This is a genomic window from Humibacter antri, assembly GCF_054777235.1.
This window is the reverse complement of sequence record NZ_BAAHAW010000021.1, coordinates 199,915-221,771: the sequence shown is the minus strand read 5'-3', so window position 1 is coordinate 221,771 and position 21,857 is coordinate 199,915. Positions and strand designations below refer to the sequence as shown.

Sequence of the window (21,857 nt, the reverse complement as noted above, 5' to 3'; positions counted from 1 at the left end):
TCCGTTCACCGAAGTGTCACTTTTGCGTGTGTGCAAGGACACCGCTTTGTGCCGGGAACGAATCTACCGGGTCACTGCACCCCGAATACGGGGCGTTGCCGTTTCGTGATCGTTTTATGGGAGTGCTCTTAGAAAGCGGACGTCGGCACACCATCCAGATCTCCGGCAGCCCACCTTCGCTGAAGCGGAGGTCCGGGTCGGATGTTCGGGCGAACGACACCAAGTCGCACGCGCACCATCGGGGCACAGAACGGTGGGTCCATCCAGGGGTGTTCCGACGAAGATTGGTAGGTTAGCGTAAGGAATTCGAATGGCTCCGATGGGGAGGGTTACCGGGTCGGCCCGCCGGCTCGGGGACAGCATCCCCGCCGGTGCCGATGGCGAACGGTGGTGGCCGCGAGATGAGCGGCTCCAGCGTTCGAGGGGACCACGGTAACGGGGGTAAGGCGCGTGCAAGATGACCCGCAGACGACGATCGCGGGCGGCGCCGAGACGGTGACTGGAGCAGCTTCTCCCGGTTCCGGCTCATCAGGCGACGCGCCGGTCGTTGGCACGCGCGGCGCGAAGCCGGCGGATGCCCGCCGTGGCGGACGCCCTCGTGCGACTGGTGCCGCTGCAGCAGCCTCGGTCATCGCCGATGCCGGTGCCGGCGAGTCCGTCACCGTCGTCACGACCACGGGATCACGCGGCCCCCGGGGTTCCTCACACGCTCGGGGCACCGTCACCCGTGCGACGAAGGGAACGGGCGTCGCGGCTTCCCCACGACTGTCGCAGGCCGCGCCGGCGCCACTCGCCGAACGGGTGGCGACACCCCAGGTCCAGGCCACGGCCGTCGAGGTCGAAGTCCCGGTCGTCGACACCGCCGGAGCGGAGTCAGACGCGGCTTCGACCACTCCGGCACCCGTGGACACGGCGAATATCACCACGCAAGAGGCCGCAGCCGCTTCCGAGCACGATGTCGTCGACACAGGACCGATGCCAGCCCAATCCTCAACAGTCGACGAGAACACCGGTTCCCGCCAGCGCATCACACTCTTCGGACGGCGGCGCAGGGCGGCGGCGGAGGCCGCAGCCGTGGCCGAGCCGGAGACCGAAGTCGATGGTTCGGATCTGCTCGCGGAGCTCGTTCGAGAGACCGAGTCGAGCGACTCCACGACGCGTGATGCCTACGTCGTCGGGCAAGCCGGCGCTCTCGACGGGCGAAGCGAGACGCTCGCAGGCCGGGTTCCCGAGGCCGAGTTCCTGCAGGAGACGGTCGATCGCGGCACGCTGACGCACCAGTACGACGCATCCGTGGCCGAGGCGGTTGAGTCGGAAACCGCGCAGCCTGCGCGGGCCCGCCGGGCGGCCGAGACACGGATCTTCCCGCCGGCACGACCGGCTCCGGCGACGACGGCGCCGGTCGTGCTGGCGGTGACGGGTCTGCACAAGCGGTATGGCGATGTGGTCGCGGTCGACGGCGTCAACCTCAGCATCCGAGCCGGATCCATGTACGGCATCGTCGGACCGAACGGTGCGGGAAAGACGACCACGCTGTCCATCATCACGGGCTTGCTGCGCGCCGACTCCGGGGTCGTCTACGTCAACGGAGTGGATGCCCGCAAGAATCCGCGCGCCGCGAAACGCGCCATCGGCGTGCTGCCCGACCACTTGCGCACGTTCGACAAGCTGACCGGTGCGCAGCTTCTGTATTACGCAGGAACACTGCGCGGGCTCGACGCCTCCACCACCCGGCAGCGCTCAGCGGACCTCGCGGCCGCATTCGGGATCGAAGACGCCATGGGTCGCCTCGTCGCAGACTATTCGGCGGGAATGACGAAGAAGGTGTCGCTGGCGGCGGCGATGATCCACTCGCCGCGACTGCTGGTGCTCGACGAGCCGTTCGAGGGTGTCGACCCGGTGTCCGCGGCGACGGTCACGGGCATCCTGCAGCGCTACGTGGGTGCCGGAGGCACCGTGCTGCTCTCCAGCCACGGCATGGACCTCGTGCAGCGCATCTGCGACAGCGTCGCCATCATCGTCGGCGGTGTCGTTCTCGACTCCGGGCCCGTCGACGAGGTGCGCGGGGAGAAGACGCTCGAGGACCACTTCATCGAACTCGCGGGCGGCCGCAAGGCGGTGGAGGGGCTCGAATGGTTGCACAGTTTCTCCGACTGAGGCTGGCGTCGCTCGGCAGCGGTTTCCGGCGGGGCGGCTGGCACGCGTTCGGACTGGTCGTCGGCCTGCTGTACACGGGGGCGATGACCGTCGTGGTGTGCTGGATTCTCGCGTCGGCACGCACGGCGAGCGATGGACAGCTTGTGCGCGACATCCTCGTGATCGCCGGCGGCGCCGTGGCGTTGTGCTTCCTTCTCGTTCCGCTGTTCAGCAGGCACGACGGAACGTTCGATCCGCGATCGTACGCCATGCTGGGCCTGGAGCCGCGGCCGATCTCGATCGGGTTGGGGGCCGCGACGCTGGTGTCGGTGCCGGCGCTCGTGCTCCTGGTCTGCGCGTTGTTCACCGTGGTGACGTGGTCGAGATCGCCCGGTGCCGCCGTGCTCGCGCTGATCGCAGCGGTGATCTGCGTGCCGACATGGATGCTCGCAGCGCGCCTGACGGTATCCGTCGCCTCGTTCGTGCTCTCGACGCGTCGCGCTCGGGAGTTCAGCGCGACGATCGCCGTACTGATCGTGGTCATGCTCTCGCCGGCCGCATTCTTTCTAGCCACCTTGAACTGGAGCCGAGACGGCTTGCGCGTCGTGCACTCGGCAGCGAACTGGGTGAGCTGGACGCCGTTCGGGGCGGCATGGTCGGTGGGCGGTGACGCGGCGGCCGGGCAGTGGGGTGCCGCCGTTCTGAAGCTCCTGATCGCCATCGCGTCGCTCGCGATCGTCGCCGTCGCCTGGTGGGCGCTGGTGCGGCACATGGTCGTCGCGCCCGATCGACAGGTGTCGGCGAAGACCTACGTCGGATTGGGCTGGTTCGGCAGGATGCCTGCCCGGCCGGCCGGTGCAATCGCGGCACGAAGCCTCACCTACTGGGGCCGCGACTCACGGTACTGGGTGCAGCTCGTGCTCGTTCCACTGTTCCCGCTGATCATGGTGGCGGCGTTGCTCGTCTCCGGAGCCGTGCGACCGCACGACGTGGCCCTCATCCCGTTGCCGGTGATCTGCCTGTTCGTCGGCTGGGTCGCGCACAACGACATCGCCTACGACGGAACGGCGATCTGGTTGCACATCGCCTCCAGCACCCGCGGTGTGGCCGATCGCTTGGGTCGCCTCGCACCAGTGGTGCTGATCGCGATTCCGGTCGTCGCAGTCGGAAGCATCCTGACGGTACTGGCGTACGGAAACTGGGATGTCCTGCCCGCGGTGACGGGCGTGAGCGTGTGCCTCGTTCTCACAGGGCTCGGCCTCTCCAGCGTGTCGTCGGCGCTCGCCCCGTATGCGGCGCCTCGCCCCGGTGACAGCGCGTTCGCACATCCGCAGCACACCGGCGGAGCGGCGACGTTCGCGCAGTTCGCGAGCCTGCTGCTGACCGCGCTGTTCGCCGGCGTACCCATCGCCATGATGGTGCTCGGCGTCGTTCAGAATCCGGAATGGTTCACGATGTGCCTCTGGGCGGGGCTCGGAATCGGGGTCGTCGTGCTCGTGGCCGGTGTGCTGCTCGGCGCCCTCGCATACAACCGCAGGGGGCCCGAGATCATGGCGTTCGCCCTGCGCAACGCCTGACGTTCTCGTGGGTTCAGCCGTTCCCGCTGCTCGAGCCTCGTCCCCGCGGATAGAGCCGTTCCCGCGGGTTGGGTCGTTCCCGCAGGTTGGGTCGTTCCCGCAGGTTGGGTCGTTTCCGCAGGTTGGGTCGTCCCCGTGGGTCCAGTCGTTCCCGTGGGTTGGGCCGTTCCCGTAGGTTGAGCTCGTCGAAACCGACCCAGGGCCCGCCACTGGCAACCGCCACCTGCGGCCTCTCGATTAAGCTGGCCGAATGGTCGACAACAGCATCGCAGAACCCGGCGGTCCCGGCGCGGCGCCAGAGGGCGGCGGTCTGGCGACCCTCGACCGTGAGCTCGAGGAACTGATCCAGAACGAGCAGATGGAGCCGGGCGACCACGAGCGCTTCTCGCACTATGTGCGCAAAGAGCAGATCGTGGAGTCCGCCGTCACCGGCAAGCCTGTGATCGCGCTCTGCGGCAAGAGGTGGACGCCGAACCGCGATCCCCAGAAGTTCCCCGTCTGTCCGGAGTGCAAGAAGATCTACGACGGTCTCAACGACGAGTAGCTCTCAGACGTATTCGGTCGTCAGCGCCGGCTCACCGCGGCCGAGCCGGAATGCCGACTCCGGCAATTCCTCCCGCGCGATGGCGTGATGTCGCCGAGCGGCCTCGACACCGGCCGCGCCGAGGTGCTCGGGCACCGCGACGCCGTCGCGCATGAGCGGCACCAGCAGGTGCCGGCCGGCGGGCGCCGGATCGGGACTGCGCAGTACGTGGATCTCCTCGGCCGACGCCACACCGAGCTTGTCGATCGCTCGAACCGGCACCTTCGATCCACCGATGGACGTCTTGCCTGTGGATGCCTTGGCCACCGGAGCCCACGCACCGCCCGTGCCTTTGCGTGCGACCAGTTTGTACACCATTCCGGCCGTCGGCGCTCCGGAACCGGTCACCAGCGAAGTACCCACACCGTACGAATCGACCGGCGATGCGCGTAGCGCGGCGATCGCGAACTCGTCCAGATCGTTCGTCACCGTGATGCGCGTGTTGCATGCACCGAGGGCATCGAGCTGAGCGCGTACAGACCCTACGAGCACCGGAAGGTCGCCCGAGTCGAGTCGCACGGCCCCCAGCTCGGTACCAGCCACGCGCACGGCGGTCTCGATCGCCTTGTGCACGTCGTAGGTGTCCACGAGCAAGGTGGTTCCGGGACCGAGGGAGCGCACCTGGGCGCGGAAGGCATCCTCTTCGGTGTCGTGCAGAAGGGTGAACGCGTGTGCGGCAGTGCCCATCGTCGGAATGCCCCAGGTTCGACCCGCCTCGAGGTTGGATGTCGAGCTGAATCCGGCGATGTAGGCGGCTCGGGCTGCGGCGATCGCCGCCTCCTCGTGCGCGCGCCGTGAGCCCATCTCGGCAAGGGGCCGCCCGCCCGCCGCGGACACCATCCGGGCAGCGGCGCTGGCGATGGCGGAGTCATGGTTCAGCACGCTCAGCGCCAGCGTCTCCAGGAGTACGCCCTCTCCGAACGGGGCATCCACGACGAAGATGGGCGATCCCGGAAAGTACAGCTCGCCTTCGCGATAACCGCGGATCGTGCCGTTGAACCGGTAGTCGGCCAGCCAGTCGAGCGTCTCCTCGCGCACCACATGGTTGCGGCGCAGCCACTCGAGGTCGGCATCCTCGAACCGGAATCGTTCGATCAGCTCCAGCAGGCGCCCCGTGCCGGCCACGACGCCATATCGACGTCCGCCGGGCAAGGAGCGGGCGAAGACCTCGAACACGCACTCGCGTTCGTGGGTGCCGGAGAGCATGGCGGCGTCGAGCATCGTGAGCTCGTAGCGGTCCGTGAGTAGAGCGGAGGAGCGGCGCTCGTGCAATGGCGTCACGGGTCTCAGCCTATGGGAGCGAGGCGGCCGTCCTGTCTGCCGGGCCGCTCGCAGGCTCGATCAGGGTGGAGCCTCGGCACCTTCGCAACGCCGGCCATCGATCGCATCGAGGGTGTGTCTCTCAGGCATCCTCACCCGACCCCGAATTGCGGGACACCCTAGGCTGTGAGACTGTGACAGACGCTCCGATCGGCATCTTCGATTCAGGTGTGGGCGGACTCACGGTCGCCCGCGCTGTGCGTGATCAGTTGCCGAACGAGTCGGTTCTGTACGTGGGCGACACTGCGAATTCACCGTATGGACCCAAACCGATTGCGCAGGTGCGCGCGCTCGCGCTGGAAACGCTGGACTTTCTGGTCGAGCAGGGTGTCAAGATGCTGGTGATCGCCTGCAACACGGCATCTTCGGCCATGCTGCGAGACGCTCGGGAACGTTACGACGTGCCGGTCGTCGAGGTGATCCAGCCCGCCGTGCGGCGCGCCGTCGCCACCACCCGCAGCGGGCGCGTCGGCGTGATCGGCACCATCGGCACGGTCAACTCGCGAGCGTACGAGGACGCCTTCGCCGCAGCTCCGTCGCTGCAGCTCTTCACCCAGGCGTGCCCGCGCTTCGTCGAGTTCGTGGAGGCGGGCGTCACGAGCGGGCCAGAGCTGCTGGAGGTAGCGGCGGAGTACCTTCGCCCCCTGCAAGACGCCCAGGTGGACACCCTGGTGCTCGGCTGCACGCACTACCCGTTCCTCAAGGGCGCGATCTCATACGTGATGGGAGAGGCAGTAGCGCTGGTCTCCAGTGATGTGGAGACGGCGAACGACGTGTACCGGGTGCTGGTGTCTCGGGGGTTGGAGCGCGTGGCCGCAAGCGAGCCGAGCATCCGCTACGAGGCGACCGGCGATGATACGCAGGACTTCGTGCGCCTTGCGCACCGCATGATCGGCGCGGATGTGTCCGCGGTCGACGTGGTGCGCACAGGCGCCATCGATCTGCCCGGCGAGCACGGCGCATGAATCAGGGTGTCTGCGGCGCTACCGACCATGCACCCGCGGGTTTCCGCGATCGTGGCGACGACCGAGCCACCGTCCCCTGAGAAATGCGTAGCGTGCTGCATCCGCCGTTCGCAGACGGCCATCGCTCGCTCACGCGCCAGCGCTCGCAGATACGCCAACGCTCGCAGATACGCCAACGCTCGCAGATAGGCCAACGCTCGCAGATAGGCCAACGCTCGCAGATAGGCCAACGCTCGCAGATAGGGTGGAGCGGTGAGCGAGACCATTCGAGCCGACGGCAGAACGACCGACCAGCTTCGCCCGATCACCATCGAGCGTGGCTGGAGCGGGCAGGCGGAAGGGAGCGCGCTCATCTCGTTCGGGCGCACGCGCGTGCTGTGCACGGCGTCGTTCACGAACGGCGTGCCCCGCTGGCTGACCGGCAAGGGCAAGGGCTGGGTGACGGCCGAATATTCGATGCTGCCCCGGTCGACCAACGAGCGCACCGACCGTGAATCCGTCAAGGGACGCATCGGCGGCCGTACGCACGAGATCAGCCGGCTGATCGGACGCAGCCTGCGCGCCGTCGTCGACATGAAGGCGCTCGGAGAGAACACCATCGTGCTCGACTGCGACGTGCTCCAGGCGGACGGCGGCACGCGCACCGCCGCCATCACGGGTGCTTACGTTGCGCTCGCGGACGCATTGGCCTGGGGCAAGGAGCGCAAGTTCCTCGCACAGCGCGCGACGCCGCTCATCGACAGTGTGTCCGCGGTCTCCGTCGGAATCATCGACGGCGAGCCCATGCTCGATCTGGCATATGTCGAAGACGTGCGGGCCGAGACCGACATGAACGTCGTCGTCACCGGCCGAGGACTCTTCGTCGAGGTGCAGGGAACGGCCGAGGGCGCACCGTTCGATCGTCGTGAGCTCGGCTCGCTCCTCGACCTTGCGGAGAACGGATGCCGTGAGCTGGCTTCGTTCCAGTCCCGGGCGCTCGGCGATGACTCATCCGATGGCGAGACAGGCGACAACAGTGCCCCGGACAGCGTGCAGGACGGCGAGTCCGGCGCGGCCTCGTCGTGAGCGAGGCGTCGAAGGCTGCCTTCCGAACGGATGATCCCGCCCGGGTTCGGGTCGTGCTCGCGACCCACAACAGACACAAGCTCGAGGAGTTCGCGGCGATCATCGGGCAGAGCATGCCTCAGGTCGACCTCGTGGAGTATGACGGGCCGGAGCCCGTTGAAGACGGTGTGACATTCGCCGAGAACGCGCTGATCAAGGCGCGTGTCGCGGCGGAGCACACCGGGCTCATCGCGCTTGCAGACGACTCGGGAATCTGCGTCGACGTGCTGGGCGGTGCGCCCGGCGTCTTCTCGGCCCGCTGGAGCGGAAAGCACGGCGATGACACGGGGAACCTGGCGCTGTTGCTCGCACAGGTGGCCGATGTGCCCGACCGACATCGCGGTGCGCACTACACGTGCGCCATCGCACTGGTGCGACCGGCCGAAGGCCTCCGGACCGTCGACGAGCGCACCGTGGAGGGTGATTGGGACGGCACGCTTGAGCGCGAGCCGCGCGGCACCAACGGGTTCGGCTACGACCCCGCGTTCGTCCCCGCCGGCTCGACGCTCACCGCGGCCGAACTCGACCCCGAAGTCAAGAACGCGAACAGCCACCGGGCGCGGGCATTCCAAGCGATGGTTCCCGTGCTCCACGAACTTCTCGTGGGGGAGTAGCCCCACCCGATCGGCGCCCTGCGGGCCCGCCTACCCTTGAAGAGACATGTCGCATTCTCACGATCACGGCGTCGGCCACGACCACGGCGCTCACGCATCCAGCAGGCGCCGCCTGGTGGTCGTCATCGCGATCGTGCTCGGGGTCTTCGTGCTCGAGATCGTCGGCGCGCTTCTCAGTGGATCGCTCGCGCTGCTCGCCGACGCCGGGCACCTCGTCAGCGACCTCGTCGGCCTGGTCGTGGCGCTCGTCGCGGCGACGGTCGCCGCGCGCCCGGCGACCGACCGTCAGACGTTCGGATTCCGACGGGTCGAGGTGTTCGGCGCGCTTGTGAACTCCCTCATCCTGATCGGGGTGGCGGTGGCGGTGGCGATCGGCGCCGCATTCCGGTTGGGTGGGCATCCGGAGGTGCAGGGCGGCTGGATGCTCCTGGTCGCCGTGATCGGACTGGCGGGCAACGTCGCCGGGCTTCTGGTGCTGCGGGGCGGGGCGAAGGCATCGATCAACATGCGGGGCGCGTATCTCGAAGTGCTCGGTGACACACTGGGTTCGCTCGCCACGATCGCGGCAGCCGTGGTCATCCTGACGACCGGTATCGCCTGGGCCGACTCCGTCGCGTCGCTCGTGATCGCCGCGCTCATCGTTCCTCGCGCGCTGAGCCTGCTGCGCGAGGTGGTGCGCGTGCTCAGCGAGTCGGCGCCGGCGTCGACGGACGTGGCCGAGATTCGCAAGCACATTCTCGGTACGGCCGGAGTCGTGGCCGTGCACGACGTGCACGTGTGGGCCATCACCTCGGGCGCACCTGTGTTCTCTGCGCACGTCGTCGTGGCGCCGATCGTCTTCGCGCGTGGTCAGGCCGGTGCGTTGCTCGATGAGCTGGCCGGATGCCTGAGTGAGCACTTCGACGTCGCTCATTCGACGTTCCAGCTCGAGCCGGCCGAGCACGCGGAGCACGAGGGCGACACGCATCGCTGACGAGGAGCGCTGCCGGCCGGCGTAGCTCGGCAGGCCGCGATAGGGGCTACTTGTCGGCCGCGATGCGGTGTGGTGCATACTCGCGGTGCGCTAGTCCACCCCGCTGGGACTGCCCGAGTTCCGCTTCGCGCCGAAGACTTCAGGCTCACTCGCGCGGTGCGCGGAGGATGAGGCCTGCTCTGCGGCATCCGTCGTCCCGCCTGCTGGCGAAAGCGTATCCGCCGCCGCTGCGGCGGCTTTGGCCCGTTTGCGTGACTTGCGAACGCCCAGCAGGTAGTGCCCGAGGGCCGGAACCACCGTCACCACCACGGCGAGGATCAGGATCAGGTCGATGTACTTCTCCACGAAGTGCGCCACCGGGGGGATGAAGCCGAGCAGCCATCCGAACAGCGTCAGTCCGGCGCCCCACAGGAACGCGCCGATGGCGTTGTAGATCGTGTAGCGCCGGTAGCTCATGTGGCCGACGCCGGCTGCGACCGGCGCGAACGTGCGCACGACGGGAACGAAGCGCGCGAGGATGACCGCGAACGGACCGAAGCGTTCGAAGAAGCGATTGGTGCGCTTCACGTTCTCAATGCTGAACAGGCCGCTGTCTTTGCGTTCGAAGATCCTCGGCCCGGCCTTGTGGCCGATCAGATAACCCACTTCTCCACCGAGGAAGGCGGCGATGGCGATGAAGATGCAGACCCACCAGATCGGCAGACCGAACACCATCTTCGTGAACGTCAGGATGCCGCTGATCACGAGAAGCGTGTCGCCCGGCAGGATGAAGCCCACCAGCAGCCCGGTCTCGGCGAAAATGATCGCACACACCACGAGCAGCGACCATGGACCGACCGAGTGGATGATCACGTTCGGGTCGAGCCACGGTATGAGTGCGGTGTGGAACACGAGTCTCCTGTCGTCGGCGCCCGCTGAAAGCGGCAACCGGCCGTCGGCGATGGGCTGAGGGATGTGACGATGAGCAGTGCGTCGAATACGCGTTTGCAGTGAGTCTACCGACGGCTGGTCGAGCGAAACCGGGTGTTAACCCCACGAATCGATGGTGTACTGCTCTCTCGGTCCAGGGTCGCAGCGAGACGTCAAGGAACGACTAAGGGTGCGGGAGAGGGGACTCGAACCCCCACGCTCGAAAGCACAGGAACCTAAATCCTGCGTGTCTGCCAATTTCACCACTCCCGCGAGGGCGCCCATCAGCATAGCCGCAGCCAGTTTCTGCGCCTGTGCTTCCGTGGACTCCAGCCCTCCCGTCGGTACCTGGGGATAACTTCGGCGCGGCATCCGGCGCTGGCGGCATCATGACCGCATGAACGATCCCGTGCGGCTCATCGCCGACCGCGTACGAGACCGGGTGCGGCGCGACGGGGTCGATCTCACGGCGGATGCGCCGCGAGCCATGGCCTACGCGCGAGACGAACTGCGCCGGTACTCGGAGCACGCGCTGGGCGGATCGCTGCCGCTCGTCGCCGACGAGGTGCGCACCGAGCGGGAGGTGCTCGCGTCGCTGACCGGTTTCGGGCCGCTACAGCCGTACCTCGACGACCCGACGGTCGAGGAGATCTGGCTCAACGCCCCCGACCGTGTGTTCATCGCTCGAGACGGGCGCTCGGAGCGGATCGATCTCGCGCTCACCGATGCGCAGGTGCGCGACCTCGTGGAGCGGATGCTGCAGGCATCCGGCCGTCGAGTCGACGTGTCATCGCCATTCGTCGACGCCTCCTTGCCCGACGGCTCGCGGCTGCACGTGGTGATCCCCGACGTCACGAGAGCGCACTGGGCGGTCAATGTGCGCAAGTTCTCGCAGCGCATCAAAGACCTCGGTCACATGGTCGCGGTCGATTCGATCACCAGGCAGGCCGCAGAATTCTTGCGGATGTGCGTGCTTGCCAATCAGAACATCCTGATCGCGGGTGCGACCCAGAGCGGAAAGACCACCCTGCTCGGTGCGCTCCTGACGTCGGCTCGTCCCGGTGAGCGCATCGTCACGGTGGAGGAGACGTTCGAGCTCGACATCACCGCGACCGATGTGGTCAGCATGCAGTGCAGGCAGCCGAGTCTCGAGGGGACAGGCGAGATCACCCTGCGGCGCCTCATCAAAGAGGCGTTGCGCATGCGTCCCGACCGACTGGTCGTCGGCGAGGTGCGCGAGGCGGAGAGCCTCGACCTGCTCCTGGCTCTCAACTCCGGACTGCCGGGTGCCTGCTCCATTCATGCGAACAGCGCGCGCGAGGCGCTGGCCAAACTCTGCACACTGCCACTCCTGGCCGGTCGAAACATCGATTCCGGCTTTGTGATCCCCACGGTGGCGTCGTGCGTCGACATCGTCGTGTTCTGCTCGCTGGAGCGCGACGGGCGGCGACGCGTGACAGAGATTCTGGCGCCGACCGGAGGGGTGACCGGTGGTGTGACCGAGGCGAGTCCGGTGTTCGCATCCCGGAACGGAGAACTCGTCGCCACCGGCGGTTATCCGGCCAAGCGGGCAAAGTTCGAAGCTGCGGGCCTCGACCCGGCGGTGGTGTTGGCACGATGATCGCAGGAATCGGAATCGGTGGGGCACTCGGGATCGGGCTGCTGCTGGCCGCGTCGCCATTTCTGTGGCCGTCGCGGGTGAAGACGCAGAAGCCGCCGCGCACCGACGGGCTGCGGCGCAAGCTTGTGCTTGCAGGGATGCCGGGGCTGGCCCCATCTGCGTTCGTGGGAGTCAGCGCCTTGCTGACACTCGTGTTCTTCGCCATCGCGCAAGCGGTCTTCGGACTCATCGCGCTGTCCGTCGGGCTGGCCGCGGTGGGAGCCTGGCTCCCGTGGAGCCTTCTCTCGTGGCGCGCTGCTTCGCGCTCGCGAGCCCATCGCACCATGTGGCCGGATGTGGTGGACCAGCTGGTCTCCGCGGTGCGGTCGGGACTCGCGCTCCCCGACGGTGTCGCGGCGCTGGCCCGTACCGCACCGGAGTCCACACGCGCAGCGTTCGCGACATTCGAGCGCGACTATCGGTCAAGCGGTGTCTTCGCTCCAGCGGCGGATCGTCTCAAGGCGGCACTGGCCGATCCCGTAGCCGACCGCATCATCGAGACCCTGAAGATGGCGCGCGAGGTCGGCGGCGGCGAGCTCGTCGGGGTGCTGAAAGCGCTGGCCGCGTCATTGCGCGACGACGCTGCGGTACGTGCCGAGATCGAGGCGAGGCAGTCTTGGACGGTCGGTGCAGCACGCCTCGGCATTGCCGCACCGTGGCTCGTGCTCGCCTTGCTGGCAACCCGGCCTGAGGCATCCGTTGCGTACAACACGCCGCTCGGAGCCATCGTCATCGTGGTGGGCCTCGTGGTGTCGCTCGTTGCATATCGCGGCATGCTCGCCATAGGCCGGCTCCCTGAGGAGCACAGGTGGTTTCGATGACGGGCGAGCTCGGATGGGGTGTGCTGTGCGGCATCGGGCTCGGGCTCGGCATGTGGTCGCTGGTTGCGTTGCTCCCGCGCATGCGGCGACCGCGCCTGGCCGATCGGGTGGCGCCGTACCTCGTCGATGTCTCCGAGGCGGCGCGGGCGTACGCGGCGCGAGGTACGATTCAGCCGCTTCCGGTGATCGGCTCTGCGCTCGCTCCCGCGGTCGGCGTGCTGCGCAGCGCGGCGTCGAGGATGCTCGGCGGCGGCGATGCCATCGAAGGCCGCCTTCGCCAATGCGCGAGCAGGCTCACCGTGGAGGAGTTCCGGCTGCGACAGGTGGCCTGGGCGCTCGGTGCCCTCGCCGTGGGCGGTGCATTGACGGCCATCGCCGGTTCTCTCCGGCCACTGCCTCCCGCCCTGCTGCTCGCTTTGCCGATCGTCTTGGCGGCCGGTGGGTTCCTCCTGCCGGAACGTCTGCTGTCCCGGCGAGTCGTGCGACGGCTGACCCGTATGACGGAGGAGTTCCCGACCATTCTCGAACTGCTGACGCTGTCGCTGAGCGCGGGCGAAGGCATCCTCGACGCGATGCGGCGCGTGGCGCGCAGCGGTTCCGGTGCGCTGGCAGCGGAACTGGGTCGCGTGGTCGCGGAGACGGGCATGGGCGTACCGCTGACGACGGCGCTCTCTCAGGCGAGTCGAGACATCCGCCTGCCGCAGTTCACGCGTTGCGTCGACGCGGTCGTCACGGCGCTCGAGCGCGGTACCCCGGTGGTGGAGGTCTTGCGCGCACAGGCGACCGATGCGCGAGACGCGGCGAAGCGAGGACTCCTCGAACAGGCGGGCAAGAAGGAGATCGGGATGCTCATACCGCTCGTCTTCTTGATTCTTCCGGTGACGGTGCTGTTCGCCGTGTTCCCCGGGATCGTCGTGCTGGAGACGGGTTTCTGATGCAAAGGCGAACACGCGTTGCGGCGCGCCGTGCAGAGGCGCGTGGGAGCCGAGGCGCCCGTAGACGGCGAGAGACGCGCAGAAGGCGGGATACGTGAAGAAGGCGAGAGCAATGAGGAAGGAACGGTGGGCTCGATGAGTAGCACGCGCTGGAGGAATGAGTCGTGGCGGGCGAGAGGGAGAGTGGTATCTCTCGCAGGCGATGAACGCGGGGATGTGCCCGGCTGGGTGCTCATCACGTTGATGACAGCCGGGCTGGTGATCATCATCTGGGGTCTGGCCGGCCCCGCACTGAGCGGAGTGTTCCAGCAGGCGATCGAACGCGTCACGTCGTTCTGACATGACGAGGTGGCGCGAGGAACGAGGTTCCGCCCCGGCGGAGTTCGTGATGGTGGGGGCATTGCTCACGGTCCTGACTGTCGCTGTTCTGCAACTCGGTCTGGCTCTGCTTGTGCGCAACACGCTGATCGACGCAGCGGCGGAAGGTGCGCACATCGCCGCGCTGGCCGACAACACGCTCGGCGACGGTGAGCAGCGCGCGCGAGAGCTCATCGGTTCCGCCCTCGGCGACGGTTACACGAACGGCGTCACCGCCGCCTACGGAACGTATCGTGGCACTCGCTCGGTGGTCATCACCGTTCGAGCTCCGCTTCCGATGGCAGGCCTGCTCGGGCCGCGTCGAGCGCTGGAGGTGAGTGGCCATGCACCAGTGGAATCCCTTCACTGAGGTTCGCGGAGGCCGCTGTCGACTCGCCCGCGTCTTGGGATCCGAGCACGGAACCGCCGCGCTGGAGTTCGTGACCGCGGGCCTCATCCTCCTCGTGCCCACCGTCTATCTCGTCGTGGCGCTGGCGAGCATCCAGGGTGCCGAACTCGCTGCAGCCGGCGCTGCGCGTCAGTCCGCACGGGTGTTCGTGCAGGCGCGGAGCGAGGCGGATGCCTCCGCCGAGGCATCCGCCGCCGTAGCGTTCGCGCTCGCCGACTTCGGCCTGCCCACCGATGCCGCCACGGTGCGCGTCCGATGCATGCCGCGCCCGGATGCCTGCCTCACCCGTCTCGGAACGGTCACTGTCACCGTGCAGGTGCACGCGCCACTGCCGCTCGTGCCTGATGTGCTCGATCTGCGCCACGATGCCTCAGTGACCGTGCAGGCGTCCAGCACGAACAGGGTGTCGCGCCTGTGGGGTGCACGGTGAACGCGAAGGCGTTCGGGGTCCGACTCCGCGCGGCCACTCGGTCACGGCTGATTGCGCGTGGCCTCGCCGATGAGACCGGGTCGATCCTGCCGCTCGTGATCTTCTACGCGTTTCTCTGCCTGGTTCTCGTACTCCTCGTCACAGCGATCACCTCGCTGTACCTCGAGCGCGAACGCCTGTACGCGGTGGCGGACGGCGCAGCGCTCGCGGGCGCCGAGTCCTACGACCTCGCGAGCGTCGCCGTGGTCGACGGGCATCCGCGACCTGCGCTGGAGTCTCCGGCAGTACGGGCCGCCGTCGCCGAGTTCGTGTCGACGTCCGTCGCGGACGGCTTCGACGCGCTGACGGTCGAGCGAGCGGGCACTGTCGATGGACGCAGCGCCGTTGTTCGGTTGTCCGCCGTCTGGCATCCGCCGGTGGTGTCGGTGCTTGTGCCAGCGGGAATCCGCATCGGCGTCACCTCTACGGCACGCAACGTCTTCTGGTGATCGCGGCCGCCTTGCCCTGGCGTGTCAATGCACGTGCCGGTTCCTCCGGGTGGCGTACAACACGCCACCGGTGCACACCATCAGCAGCAGAGACACGCCGACGGTAGCGAGCACAGAGCCGATCGCCGGTGGCACGTCCATACTGTTCGATCCGCCGGTGCCGTTCGCCACCACCGGGGGAGTGGCGCCGCCGCCTGGTGCGGCAGGCGGCGGTGTGGAGACGGGAGCGCGGCAGTCGTGCTCGCTGTACGTGACTGCGCGGTCAGGATCGACGACGCTCGCACCCCCTCCGTTGTAGCCGTGATCGGGAGCACGGGGCCCGCAGCCTCCGAAATAGTCGCCGATGGTGGCGTCCACCGTGCCGCCCGCACCGGCCGCCATCACGATGGCCGCCTGCCCGACCCCGTCGAAGGCTGTGCCGATCACGATCACGCTGCCTGCCACCGAACCGGCGTCGATCTTCATTCCGGTGTCGAAGTGGGCGAGGTTCGAGTTCTCGACATCCACAACGGATGACGGGCCGGACGTCGCCGAGAGCTCGATCGCCGGCCCCGATCCGCGCCCATTGCCAGACGGATTCAGCCGATCGATCTCTGCTCCGCGGCTGCCGGTGACGACCAGCGCCGGTCCGGTCGCTCCGACGACGAGTGTGCCGTTGACGACGGCCTCGCTGACGGCATCCAGCGACACCGCCGTTCCGACCTGGGAGAAGGTGTTCGAATCGATGAGCGGTGTCGCCGTTCCCTGGATGATGACGCCGGTGTCGTCGTCGTCGAAAGTGTCGCCCAGCATCGTGACTCCATCGGCGTGGGTCGCGCTCACCCCCACCCCCAGACCGTCGGCGAATCGACTGCCGAGCAACGAGTCGCCCTGGAGATAGGCGTCGTCGGCGCCGTCGAGGCGGATCCCCGTCGCGCACTGCAGCACAGGTGCATCGACGATGCGCACGTGCTGCGCCTTCACCGCGATCCCCGTGGACGACCCGTCCGCGTCGGAACAACTGGTGGCGACCGAGTCGATCGTGACATTGTCGGCCGCGACAGAGATCGCCGGACCGCGCTTCGGCGATGCCACCGTCGCCTGGATCGCCGTGAGCGTGATCGACTTATCCACCCGCACTGTTCCGTGATAGAGCCCCGGGCCCAGAACGACGGTGTCGCCGGTGCGTGCCCGTGCAATCGCGGTGTTCACGTCATCGCCGGCATCCACACTTATCGTGCGTGCCGGTTCGGCGGATGCCATGGGCGCAGATGCCAGCACGATACCGGTCGTCGTGCCGAACAGCACGACGGCGAGGGCACCGCCCGTCAGTCGCGATGTGCGCAGCAGGAGGGCCACCTCCCGTCAGATCCACACTGTCGCTTCCAGGATCCTCTCGTGCTGCGACCGCGACAAGGCGCGGTCGCGGGCCGAAGCTCACCCGTTCGCGGCCGCGCGCCTTCGCGGGACGAATCTCGGTGCGTAGCGAACGAGCATCCCGGCGCCGATGAGGCCGAGAACACCCATCGAAATGGATGCCGCTGCAAGCGAGAACAGCGCCGTCACGGCGGAGACGAACATGGGGGCCCCTGCCTGGCCGACGTCGTTGGTGAAGCGCCACGCGCCCAGGAACGGTGCAGGGTCGGACCGCGGAGCGAGGTCGGCGCCGAGCGTCATCAGGATGCCGCTGCCCACTCCGTTCACGACGGCCATCGCGATCGCGACGACCGTGAACCACGTCTGGTCGGTGACGAACGCGAGTGCGAGGTGCGTCACGCTGAGTCCGAGCATCGAGGGCAGTGCGGACCACAGACGACCGAACCGGTCCATGATCTGACCGGACGTGTAGAACAGCGCGAAATCCACCGCGCCGGCGATGCCGATGATGAACGCCGTGTTCGTGGCCGATATCCCGATCGCGACGGCGGCCAGAGGCAGGATGACGGTGCGGGACGACCGCAGTGCCGAGATCAATGCGGCGCACGTGCCCATGCGCAGCAGCATGGCGCGATTGTTCCAGATGGTGCGGAAGAGGCCCTCCGTGCGTTCCTTCGCTTCCACGCGGCCGGCATCCCGAGCACCGAGCGACTGCGACGCGGGCTCGACGATCACGCCCGTGGCCGTACTCGAGACCGGTCGTGCGGCCACGATCTTCTCAGTGGGATCGGGGACCACGATCAGCACAGCCGTCGACGCGAGGCACATCACGATGTGCACCCAGAACACTGCGTGCGCGTTGCCGAAAAGCGCGATGACGCCTGCGCTGATGAACGGCCCCACGAACCAGCCGCCGCGGAAGACCCCGCCGAGAGTCGACAGGGCGCGTGCTCGGTACCGTAGCGGCACATATCCGGTCATGAAGGCGTGCCGCGCAAGAGCGAAGACGCTCGTCGCCAGACCGATCAGGAAGACGCCGATGGTGAGCATGAGATCGCCGGGCGCGAGAAGACAGATCACGAGGCCGACCACGCAGAGCAGAGCGGAGCCGATCATCGACCTGCGTTCGCCGAACCGGGAGACGACCCAGCCGCTGGGAATGTCGCCCATCATCTCGCCGACCATGATCATCCCGCCGACGAACCCGGCAAGGGCGAGTCCCGCGCCCAGGTTGTGCGCGAGCACGGGGATGATCGGGATGACCGCGCCTTCGCCGATCGAGAACAGCGCCGTGGGAAGGAATGCGGCGAGCGCGATGTCGCGGATGCTGAAGTTCGCGCCGCTCGAGGTCATGTCGGGTACCAGCCTAGAGCTACTGGTATACCAGCTTGCACCGCTGCTCCCGTCTCTGTTGCCGCTGTTCGCGGCCGTGCCGCTCAACGGCTCTCGCCTCGGTCAGCTGTATCGCGGCTGTGCCGCTCAACGGCTCTCGCCTCGGTCAGCTGAATCGCGGCTGCGCCGCTCAGCAGATTCCATCGGCTCGGCCATGCGAGCAAGCTCGCACGGCTCTCGCCTCAGTCATCTGTATCGCGGCTGCGCGCTCAGCGGCTCGGTCGCCTCGGCCGTGAGAGCGAGCTCTCACGGCTCTCACCTCGGTCGCCGCTAGGCTTGGGCGGTCATGATCGAACTGGACCTGAGCGCGCAGATCGCCGAAGTGCGCACGACCTTCGCAGACATCCGCGCCGTCGCCGACGTGGATCGGCTGCGTGCCGACATCGAACGGCTGAGCGAGGAGGCCGGCGTCCCCGATCTCTGGGACGACCCGGAGAAAGCGCAACGGGTGACCAGTGCGCTGAGCCACAGGCAGTCCGAACTCAACCGGCTGAACGGCATCGAGCGCAGGCTCGACGACCTCGAAGTACTGGTGGAGCTCGCCAACTCGGAGGGTGACGACGAGTCGGCCGAGGAGGCCAGGAACGAGCTGCAGGAGCTGCAGAAGTCCGTCGGCGACCTGGAGGTGCAGACACTTCTCGACGGCGAGTACGACGAACGGCCGGCCGTCGTCACGATCCGCGCCGGCGCCGGCGGAGTGGATGCCGCAGACTTCGCCGAGATGCTCCTGCGCATGTATCTGAGATGGGCGGAGCAGCACCGCTACTCGGCGCAGGTGATGGACACCAGCTATGCCGAGGAGGCCGGCATCAAGTCCGCCACGTTCGAGGTGGATGCCCCGTACGCGTTCGGCACCCTCTCGGTGGAGGCGGGCACGCACCGGCTGGTGCGCATGAGCCCGTTCAACTCGGCGGGCAAACGGCAGACGTCGTTCGCCGCAGTCGAGGTGATCCCGCTGATGGAGGAGGCGCAGGAGGTCGACATCCCGGAGACGGACATCCGCGTGGATGTCTTCCGCTCTTCTGGCCCAGGTGGCCAGTCGGTGAACACGACCGACTCCGCGGTGCGCATCACGCACCTGCCGACAGGCATCGTGGTGTCGATGCAGAACGAGAAGTCGCAGATTCAGAACCGAGCCGCAGCGATGCGTGTGCTGCAGTCCCGGTTGCTGCTTCTTCAGCGCGAGGCCGAGGCGGCTGCGAAGAAGGAGCTGGCCGGCAACATCACGGCGAGCTGGGGGGACCAGATGCGTTCTTACGTGCTGGCGCCGTACCAGATGGTGAAAGACCTCCGCACGGAGCACGAGGTGAACAACCCGCAGGCGGTCTTCGATGGCGACCTCGACGGCTTCATCGCTGCGGGCATCCGATGGCGTAAGCAGAAGCCGACCGACTGAGCCGCTCCAGCGGTGAGTCGCTCGGTCGCGGAGGCGTGCCGAGTGCTTAGGCTGAGCGGGTCATGATCCGATTCGACCACGTCAGCAAGAGCTACAAGGGAACCCCCCGACCGGCACTCGACGACATCACGACCGAGATTCTCCGCGGAGAGTTCGTGTTCGTGGTCGGCGCCTCCGGTTCCGGCAAGTCCACCTTCCTGCGACTCGTTCTGCGCGAAGAGCGCGCCACGCGGGGCAAGTTGCATGTACTGGGTCAGAACCTCAGCAGCATCTCCAACCGCAAGGTGCCGTACTTCCGGCGCAACGTCGGCGTGGTGTTCCAGGACTTCCGCCTGCTCACCAACAAGACCGTCTTCGACAACGTCGCCTTCACCCTGCAGGTGATCGGCAAGTCGAAGGGGTTCATCCACGAGGCCGTTCCCGACGTGCTCGCCATGGTAGGGCTCGAGGGCAAGGGCCAACGCTTCCCGCACGAGCTCTCCGGCGGTGAGCAGCAGCGCGTGGCAATCGCCCGTGCCGTCGTGAACAAGCCGCAGATCCTGCTCGCCGATGAGCCCACCGGAAACCTGGACCCCGCCACCAGCGCAGGCATCACCGCGGTGCTGGAGCGCATCAACGCTTCGGGCACCACGGTGCTGATGGCCACGCACGAGGCCGGCCTCGTCGACCGCATGCAGAAGCGCGTCATCGAACTCGTGGGCGGCCAACTCGTCCGCGACGAGCGGCACGGCGGCTACGGCTTCACCGCCGCGATCCCGGTGCTCGACGAGCACGGTCGCGCCGAGGTACCCCGCGCCTACGGTGCAGAAGACGAATCAGCGAGGCACCCTGTCGGCGCCGGTGTCGCCGCATCCGCGACGCACGTGAGCGCCCGGGGCGCGAAGCCTTCGCGAGCCGAGCGCAAGGCGGAGAAGAAGGCTGCGAAGGATGCCTCGCGCACGCGTCGCTCGGAGCGGGCTGCGGAGCGGTCGGTACAGAACCCGACTGCGCCCGGGCTCACTGCCATGCCGGTTGCGACAACGCCCGTTCCCAGAAACGCTTCTGGCGAAGACTCACCGGTGCCGCCTCAGGTGGCACCCGCCCAGGAGGCTGTTGCCGAACCGGCAGCAGCGGGACCCGCCGCCGTGCCCGTCGTTGTGCAGTCGCCAACCGATCCGACGCAGCAGCACACGCCTCCGGCCACCGCCGCGGAGCGGATGTCGGAGGCGCCTGAGCGTGGGGAGTCCGCCTACTCCTCGGCGCCGCAGCATGCGCGACCCCGTGTCGAACGTGAGCCGGTGCCCGCAGGGGTTCCGCGCGGGGAACCGGCGGGTCACGAGTCCGTGCTCGACGGCCACTTCGCCAATCCGCCGACGTCGCCCGTCCGGCGTGCAGATGCGGACGTCGCCGAACTCACGCTCGCTGAGCGGCTCGGACTCCGTGCTGCAGGCAAGCACGACCACGAAGACGACTCCAACCAGGATGTGGGGCCGGTGTCATGAGATTCGCACTCGTCATGTCTGAGGCGGGAAGCGGCCTGAAGCGCAACGTGTCCATGGTGATCTCTGTCGTCCTGGTGACGTTCATCTCGCTCACGTTCGTGGGCACGGCCATCCTGATGCAGATGCAGATCGGCCAGATGAAGACGTACTGGTATGACCGCGCCCAGGTGGCGGTGTACATGTGCACCGAGACTGATCAGTCCTCGACCTGTCAGGGTCAGGATGCGACGCCCGAACAGATCGCGGCCGTGAAGACGAAGCTGTCGTCGTCGGCGCTCACGCCGTTCATCGAGAAGTTCTACTTCGAGAACCACCAGCAGGCGTACGCGGACTTCAAGAAGCAGTTCAAAGGCAACCCGGTCGCCGACTACGTCACCCCCGAACTGCTGAACCAGACGTTCTGGATCAAGCTGAAGAACCAGGCGCAGTCCGACGTGATCGCCCAGAGCCTCAGCGGGGTCGCCGGGGTGCAGGGCGTCACCGACCAGCGAAGTTACCTGGACCAGATCTTCCGCATCCTGAACGCGGCGAGCCTGACCGCGATAGCGATAGCCGTCGTGATGCTCGTCGCTGCAGCACTGCTGATCGCCACGACCATCAGGCTCTCAGCATTCTCGCGAAGACGAGAGCTCGGCATCATGCGACTGGTGGGCGCCTCGAACGGATTCATCCAGACACCATTCGTACTGGAGGGTGTGCTCGCCGCGCTGATCGGATCGCTGCTCTCCGTCGGTGCGGTGTTCGCGATAGTGCAGTTCTTCGTGCGCGGCTACCTGTCGCAGAAGATGCAGCTGACCTCGTTCGTCGGTCTCGATAGCGCCTGGATCGTCGCACCGATCCTCGTGATCGTCGGCATCGGGCTGGCGGCGTTGGCCTCCAGCGTCGCGATCCGTCGGTATCTACGGGTCTGACCGGCACGCGCCCCCCCTCGGCGCGATAGGCTGATGGGCT

The 21,857-nt window shown here is 67.5% G+C and carries 21 protein-coding genes and 1 tRNA gene; 17 read left to right on the top strand and 5 right to left on the bottom strand.

The window, feature by feature from the left end; all coding sequences use genetic code 11:
* Nucleotides 1-450: 450 nt before the first annotated feature.
* From ACYVDK_RS10185 to ACYVDK_RS10175, 3 genes are all read left to right on the top strand, one after another.
* Nucleotides 451-2,157, top strand: coding sequence for an ABC transporter ATP-binding protein (locus tag ACYVDK_RS10185; RefSeq protein WP_460521288.1), 1,707 nt, complete (start codon nucleotides 451-453; stop codon nucleotides 2,155-2,157).
* Nucleotides 2,133-3,713 carry a hypothetical protein gene (locus ACYVDK_RS10180; RefSeq protein WP_460521287.1) on the top strand — a complete coding sequence of 527 codons (1,581 nt, stop codon included), beginning with the start codon at nucleotides 2,133-2,135 and terminating at the stop codon, nucleotides 3,711-3,713. The genes ACYVDK_RS10185 and ACYVDK_RS10180 overlap by 25 nt, the downstream gene beginning before the upstream one ends.
* A gap of 250 nt (nucleotides 3,714-3,963) precedes the next feature.
* Nucleotides 3,964-4,257: a DUF3039 domain-containing protein gene (locus ACYVDK_RS10175; RefSeq protein WP_460521285.1), complete on the top strand. Its 294-nt coding sequence runs from the start codon at nucleotides 3,964-3,966 to the stop codon at nucleotides 4,255-4,257.
* A gap of 3 nt (nucleotides 4,258-4,260) precedes the next feature.
* Here ACYVDK_RS10175 and ACYVDK_RS10170 read toward each other — a convergent pair whose 3' ends face one another.
* Nucleotides 4,261-5,517, bottom strand: coding sequence for a nicotinate phosphoribosyltransferase (locus tag ACYVDK_RS10170; RefSeq protein WP_460521434.1), 1,257 nt, complete (start codon nucleotides 5,515-5,517; stop codon nucleotides 4,261-4,263).
* Nucleotides 5,518-5,750: 233 nt separating this feature from the next.
* Here ACYVDK_RS10170 and murI point away from each other — a divergent pair, with 233 nt between their 5' ends.
* From murI to ACYVDK_RS10150, 4 genes are all read left to right on the top strand, one after another.
* Complete coding sequence (gene murI, locus ACYVDK_RS10165) at nucleotides 5,751-6,581, top strand: glutamate racemase (protein ID WP_460521283.1); 831 nt, start codon at nucleotides 5,751-5,753, stop codon at nucleotides 6,579-6,581.
* Between the two features lie 252 nt (nucleotides 6,582-6,833).
* The gene (rph, locus tag ACYVDK_RS10160; RefSeq protein ID WP_460521281.1) at nucleotides 6,834-7,646 is read left to right on the top strand and encodes a ribonuclease PH; all 813 of its coding nucleotides are present in this window, start codon (nucleotides 6,834-6,836) and stop codon (nucleotides 7,644-7,646) included.
* Nucleotides 7,643-8,299 carry a non-canonical purine NTP pyrophosphatase gene (gene rdgB, locus ACYVDK_RS10155; protein WP_460521279.1) on the top strand — a complete coding sequence of 219 codons (657 nt, stop codon included), beginning with the start codon at nucleotides 7,643-7,645 and terminating at the stop codon, nucleotides 8,297-8,299. The genes rph and rdgB overlap by 4 nt, the downstream gene beginning before the upstream one ends.
* A 46-nt stretch (nucleotides 8,300-8,345) precedes the next feature.
* A complete protein-coding gene (locus ACYVDK_RS10150) occupies nucleotides 8,346-9,272 on the top strand; it encodes a cation diffusion facilitator family transporter (protein WP_460521277.1) in 927 nt (308 codons plus the stop codon).
* 90 nt (nucleotides 9,273-9,362) lie between these two features.
* Here the strand turns inward: ACYVDK_RS10150 and ACYVDK_RS10145 are convergent, their stop codons facing one another.
* The gene (locus ACYVDK_RS10145) at nucleotides 9,363-10,163 is read right to left on the bottom strand and encodes a DedA family protein (protein ID WP_460521275.1); all 801 of its coding nucleotides are present in this window, start codon (nucleotides 10,161-10,163) and stop codon (nucleotides 9,363-9,365) included.
* A 209-nt stretch (nucleotides 10,164-10,372) separates the two neighbouring features.
* Nucleotides 10,373-10,454: transfer RNA gene (locus tag ACYVDK_RS10140), tRNA-Leu, on the bottom strand.
* 124 nt (nucleotides 10,455-10,578) lie between these two features.
* On the opposite strand from ACYVDK_RS10140, the gene ACYVDK_RS10135 reads away from it, so the two are divergent.
* The 7 genes from ACYVDK_RS10135 (at nucleotide 10,579) to ACYVDK_RS10105 (ending at nucleotide 15,281) form a co-directional block, all read left to right on the top strand.
* Nucleotides 10,579-11,802 carry a CpaF family protein gene (locus ACYVDK_RS10135; RefSeq protein ID WP_460521273.1) on the top strand — a complete coding sequence of 408 codons (1,224 nt, stop codon included), beginning with the start codon at nucleotides 10,579-10,581 and terminating at the stop codon, nucleotides 11,800-11,802.
* On the top strand, nucleotides 11,799-12,662 hold the full coding sequence (locus ACYVDK_RS10130; RefSeq protein ID WP_460521271.1) for a type II secretion system F family protein: 864 nt from the start codon (nucleotides 11,799-11,801) through the stop codon (nucleotides 12,660-12,662). The genes ACYVDK_RS10135 and ACYVDK_RS10130 overlap by 4 nt, the downstream gene beginning before the upstream one ends.
* The gene (locus tag ACYVDK_RS10125) at nucleotides 12,659-13,597 is read left to right on the top strand and encodes a type II secretion system F family protein (protein ID WP_460521432.1); all 939 of its coding nucleotides are present in this window, start codon (nucleotides 12,659-12,661) and stop codon (nucleotides 13,595-13,597) included. The genes ACYVDK_RS10130 and ACYVDK_RS10125 overlap by 4 nt, the downstream gene beginning before the upstream one ends.
* A gap of 135 nt (nucleotides 13,598-13,732) precedes the next feature.
* The gene (locus ACYVDK_RS10120) at nucleotides 13,733-13,936 is read left to right on the top strand and encodes a hypothetical protein (protein ID WP_460521270.1); all 204 of its coding nucleotides are present in this window, start codon (nucleotides 13,733-13,735) and stop codon (nucleotides 13,934-13,936) included.
* Nucleotide 13,937: 1 nt separating this feature from the next.
* Nucleotides 13,938-14,324: a TadE/TadG family type IV pilus assembly protein gene (locus ACYVDK_RS10115; RefSeq protein ID WP_460521268.1), complete on the top strand. Its 387-nt coding sequence runs from the start codon at nucleotides 13,938-13,940 to the stop codon at nucleotides 14,322-14,324.
* 34 nt (nucleotides 14,325-14,358) lie between these two features.
* On the top strand, nucleotides 14,359-14,793 hold the full coding sequence (locus ACYVDK_RS10110; RefSeq protein WP_460521266.1) for a hypothetical protein: 435 nt from the start codon (nucleotides 14,359-14,361) through the stop codon (nucleotides 14,791-14,793).
* Nucleotides 14,790-15,281, top strand: a complete 492-nt coding sequence (locus tag ACYVDK_RS10105) for a pilus assembly protein TadG-related protein (RefSeq protein ID WP_460521264.1) — start codon at nucleotides 14,790-14,792, stop codon at nucleotides 15,279-15,281. The genes ACYVDK_RS10110 and ACYVDK_RS10105 overlap by 4 nt, the downstream gene beginning before the upstream one ends.
* Before the next feature lie 24 nt (nucleotides 15,282-15,305).
* Here the strand turns inward: ACYVDK_RS10105 and ACYVDK_RS10100 are convergent, their stop codons facing one another.
* Nucleotides 15,306-16,619 (bottom strand): right-handed parallel beta-helix repeat-containing protein, encoded by a 1,314-nt coding sequence (locus ACYVDK_RS10100; RefSeq protein WP_460521262.1) that lies wholly within the window; start codon nucleotides 16,617-16,619, stop codon nucleotides 15,306-15,308.
* Between the two features lie 78 nt (nucleotides 16,620-16,697).
* On the bottom strand, nucleotides 16,698-17,990 hold the full coding sequence (locus ACYVDK_RS10095; RefSeq protein WP_460521260.1) for an MFS transporter: 1,293 nt from the start codon (nucleotides 17,988-17,990) through the stop codon (nucleotides 16,698-16,700).
* A gap of 325 nt (nucleotides 17,991-18,315) precedes the next feature.
* Between ACYVDK_RS10095 and prfB the strand changes: the two genes are divergently transcribed.
* The 3 genes from prfB to ftsX all read left to right on the top strand — a co-directional run bounded on the left by prfB (nucleotide 18,316) and on the right by ftsX (nucleotide 21,817).
* Nucleotides 18,316-19,425, top strand: a complete 1,110-nt coding sequence (gene prfB, locus ACYVDK_RS10090) for a PCRF domain-containing protein (protein ID WP_460521258.1) — start codon at nucleotides 18,316-18,318, stop codon at nucleotides 19,423-19,425.
* A gap of 62 nt (nucleotides 19,426-19,487) precedes the next feature.
* Nucleotides 19,488-20,906, top strand: coding sequence for a cell division ATP-binding protein FtsE (gene ftsE / locus ACYVDK_RS10085; RefSeq protein WP_460521256.1), 1,419 nt, complete (start codon nucleotides 19,488-19,490; stop codon nucleotides 20,904-20,906).
* The gene (gene ftsX / locus ACYVDK_RS10080) at nucleotides 20,903-21,817 is read left to right on the top strand and encodes a permease-like cell division protein FtsX (protein WP_460521254.1); all 915 of its coding nucleotides are present in this window, start codon (nucleotides 20,903-20,905) and stop codon (nucleotides 21,815-21,817) included. The genes ftsE and ftsX overlap by 4 nt, the downstream gene beginning before the upstream one ends.
* The last annotated feature ends 40 nt before the right edge of the window (nucleotides 21,818-21,857 follow it).

What these genes read in the sequence shown, in the direction of transcription:
- ACYVDK_RS10180 (WP_460521287.1), top strand. Translation starts at nt 2,133, where the DNA reads ATGGTTGCACAGTTTCTCCGACTGAGGCTGGCGTCGCTCGGCAGCGGT.
- ACYVDK_RS10175 (WP_460521285.1), top strand. Translation starts at nt 3,964, where the DNA reads ATGGTCGACAACAGCATCGCAGAACCCGGCGGTCCCGGCGCGGCGCCA.
- ACYVDK_RS10170 (WP_460521434.1), bottom strand. Translation starts at nt 5,517, where the DNA reads ATGCTCGACGCCGCCATGCTCTCCGGCACCCACGAACGCGAGTGCGTG.
- ACYVDK_RS10150 (WP_460521277.1), top strand. Translation starts at nt 8,346, where the DNA reads ATGTCGCATTCTCACGATCACGGCGTCGGCCACGACCACGGCGCTCAC.
- ACYVDK_RS10135 (WP_460521273.1), top strand. Translation starts at nt 10,579, where the DNA reads ATGAACGATCCCGTGCGGCTCATCGCCGACCGCGTACGAGACCGGGTG.
- ACYVDK_RS10130 (WP_460521271.1), top strand. Translation starts at nt 11,799, where the DNA reads ATGATCGCAGGAATCGGAATCGGTGGGGCACTCGGGATCGGGCTGCTG.
- ACYVDK_RS10125 (WP_460521432.1), top strand. Translation starts at nt 12,659, where the DNA reads ATGACGGGCGAGCTCGGATGGGGTGTGCTGTGCGGCATCGGGCTCGGG.
- ACYVDK_RS10120 (WP_460521270.1), top strand. Translation starts at nt 13,733, where the DNA reads ATGAGTAGCACGCGCTGGAGGAATGAGTCGTGGCGGGCGAGAGGGAGA.
- ACYVDK_RS10115 (WP_460521268.1), top strand. Translation starts at nt 13,938, where the DNA reads ATGACGAGGTGGCGCGAGGAACGAGGTTCCGCCCCGGCGGAGTTCGTG.
- ACYVDK_RS10095 (WP_460521260.1), bottom strand. Translation starts at nt 17,990, where the DNA reads ATGACCTCGAGCGGCGCGAACTTCAGCATCCGCGACATCGCGCTCGCC.
- prfB (WP_460521258.1), top strand. Translation starts at nt 18,316, where the DNA reads ATGATCGAACTGGACCTGAGCGCGCAGATCGCCGAAGTGCGCACGACC.
- ftsE (WP_460521256.1), top strand. Translation starts at nt 19,488, where the DNA reads ATGATCCGATTCGACCACGTCAGCAAGAGCTACAAGGGAACCCCCCGA.
- ftsX (WP_460521254.1), top strand. Translation starts at nt 20,903, where the DNA reads ATGAGATTCGCACTCGTCATGTCTGAGGCGGGAAGCGGCCTGAAGCGC.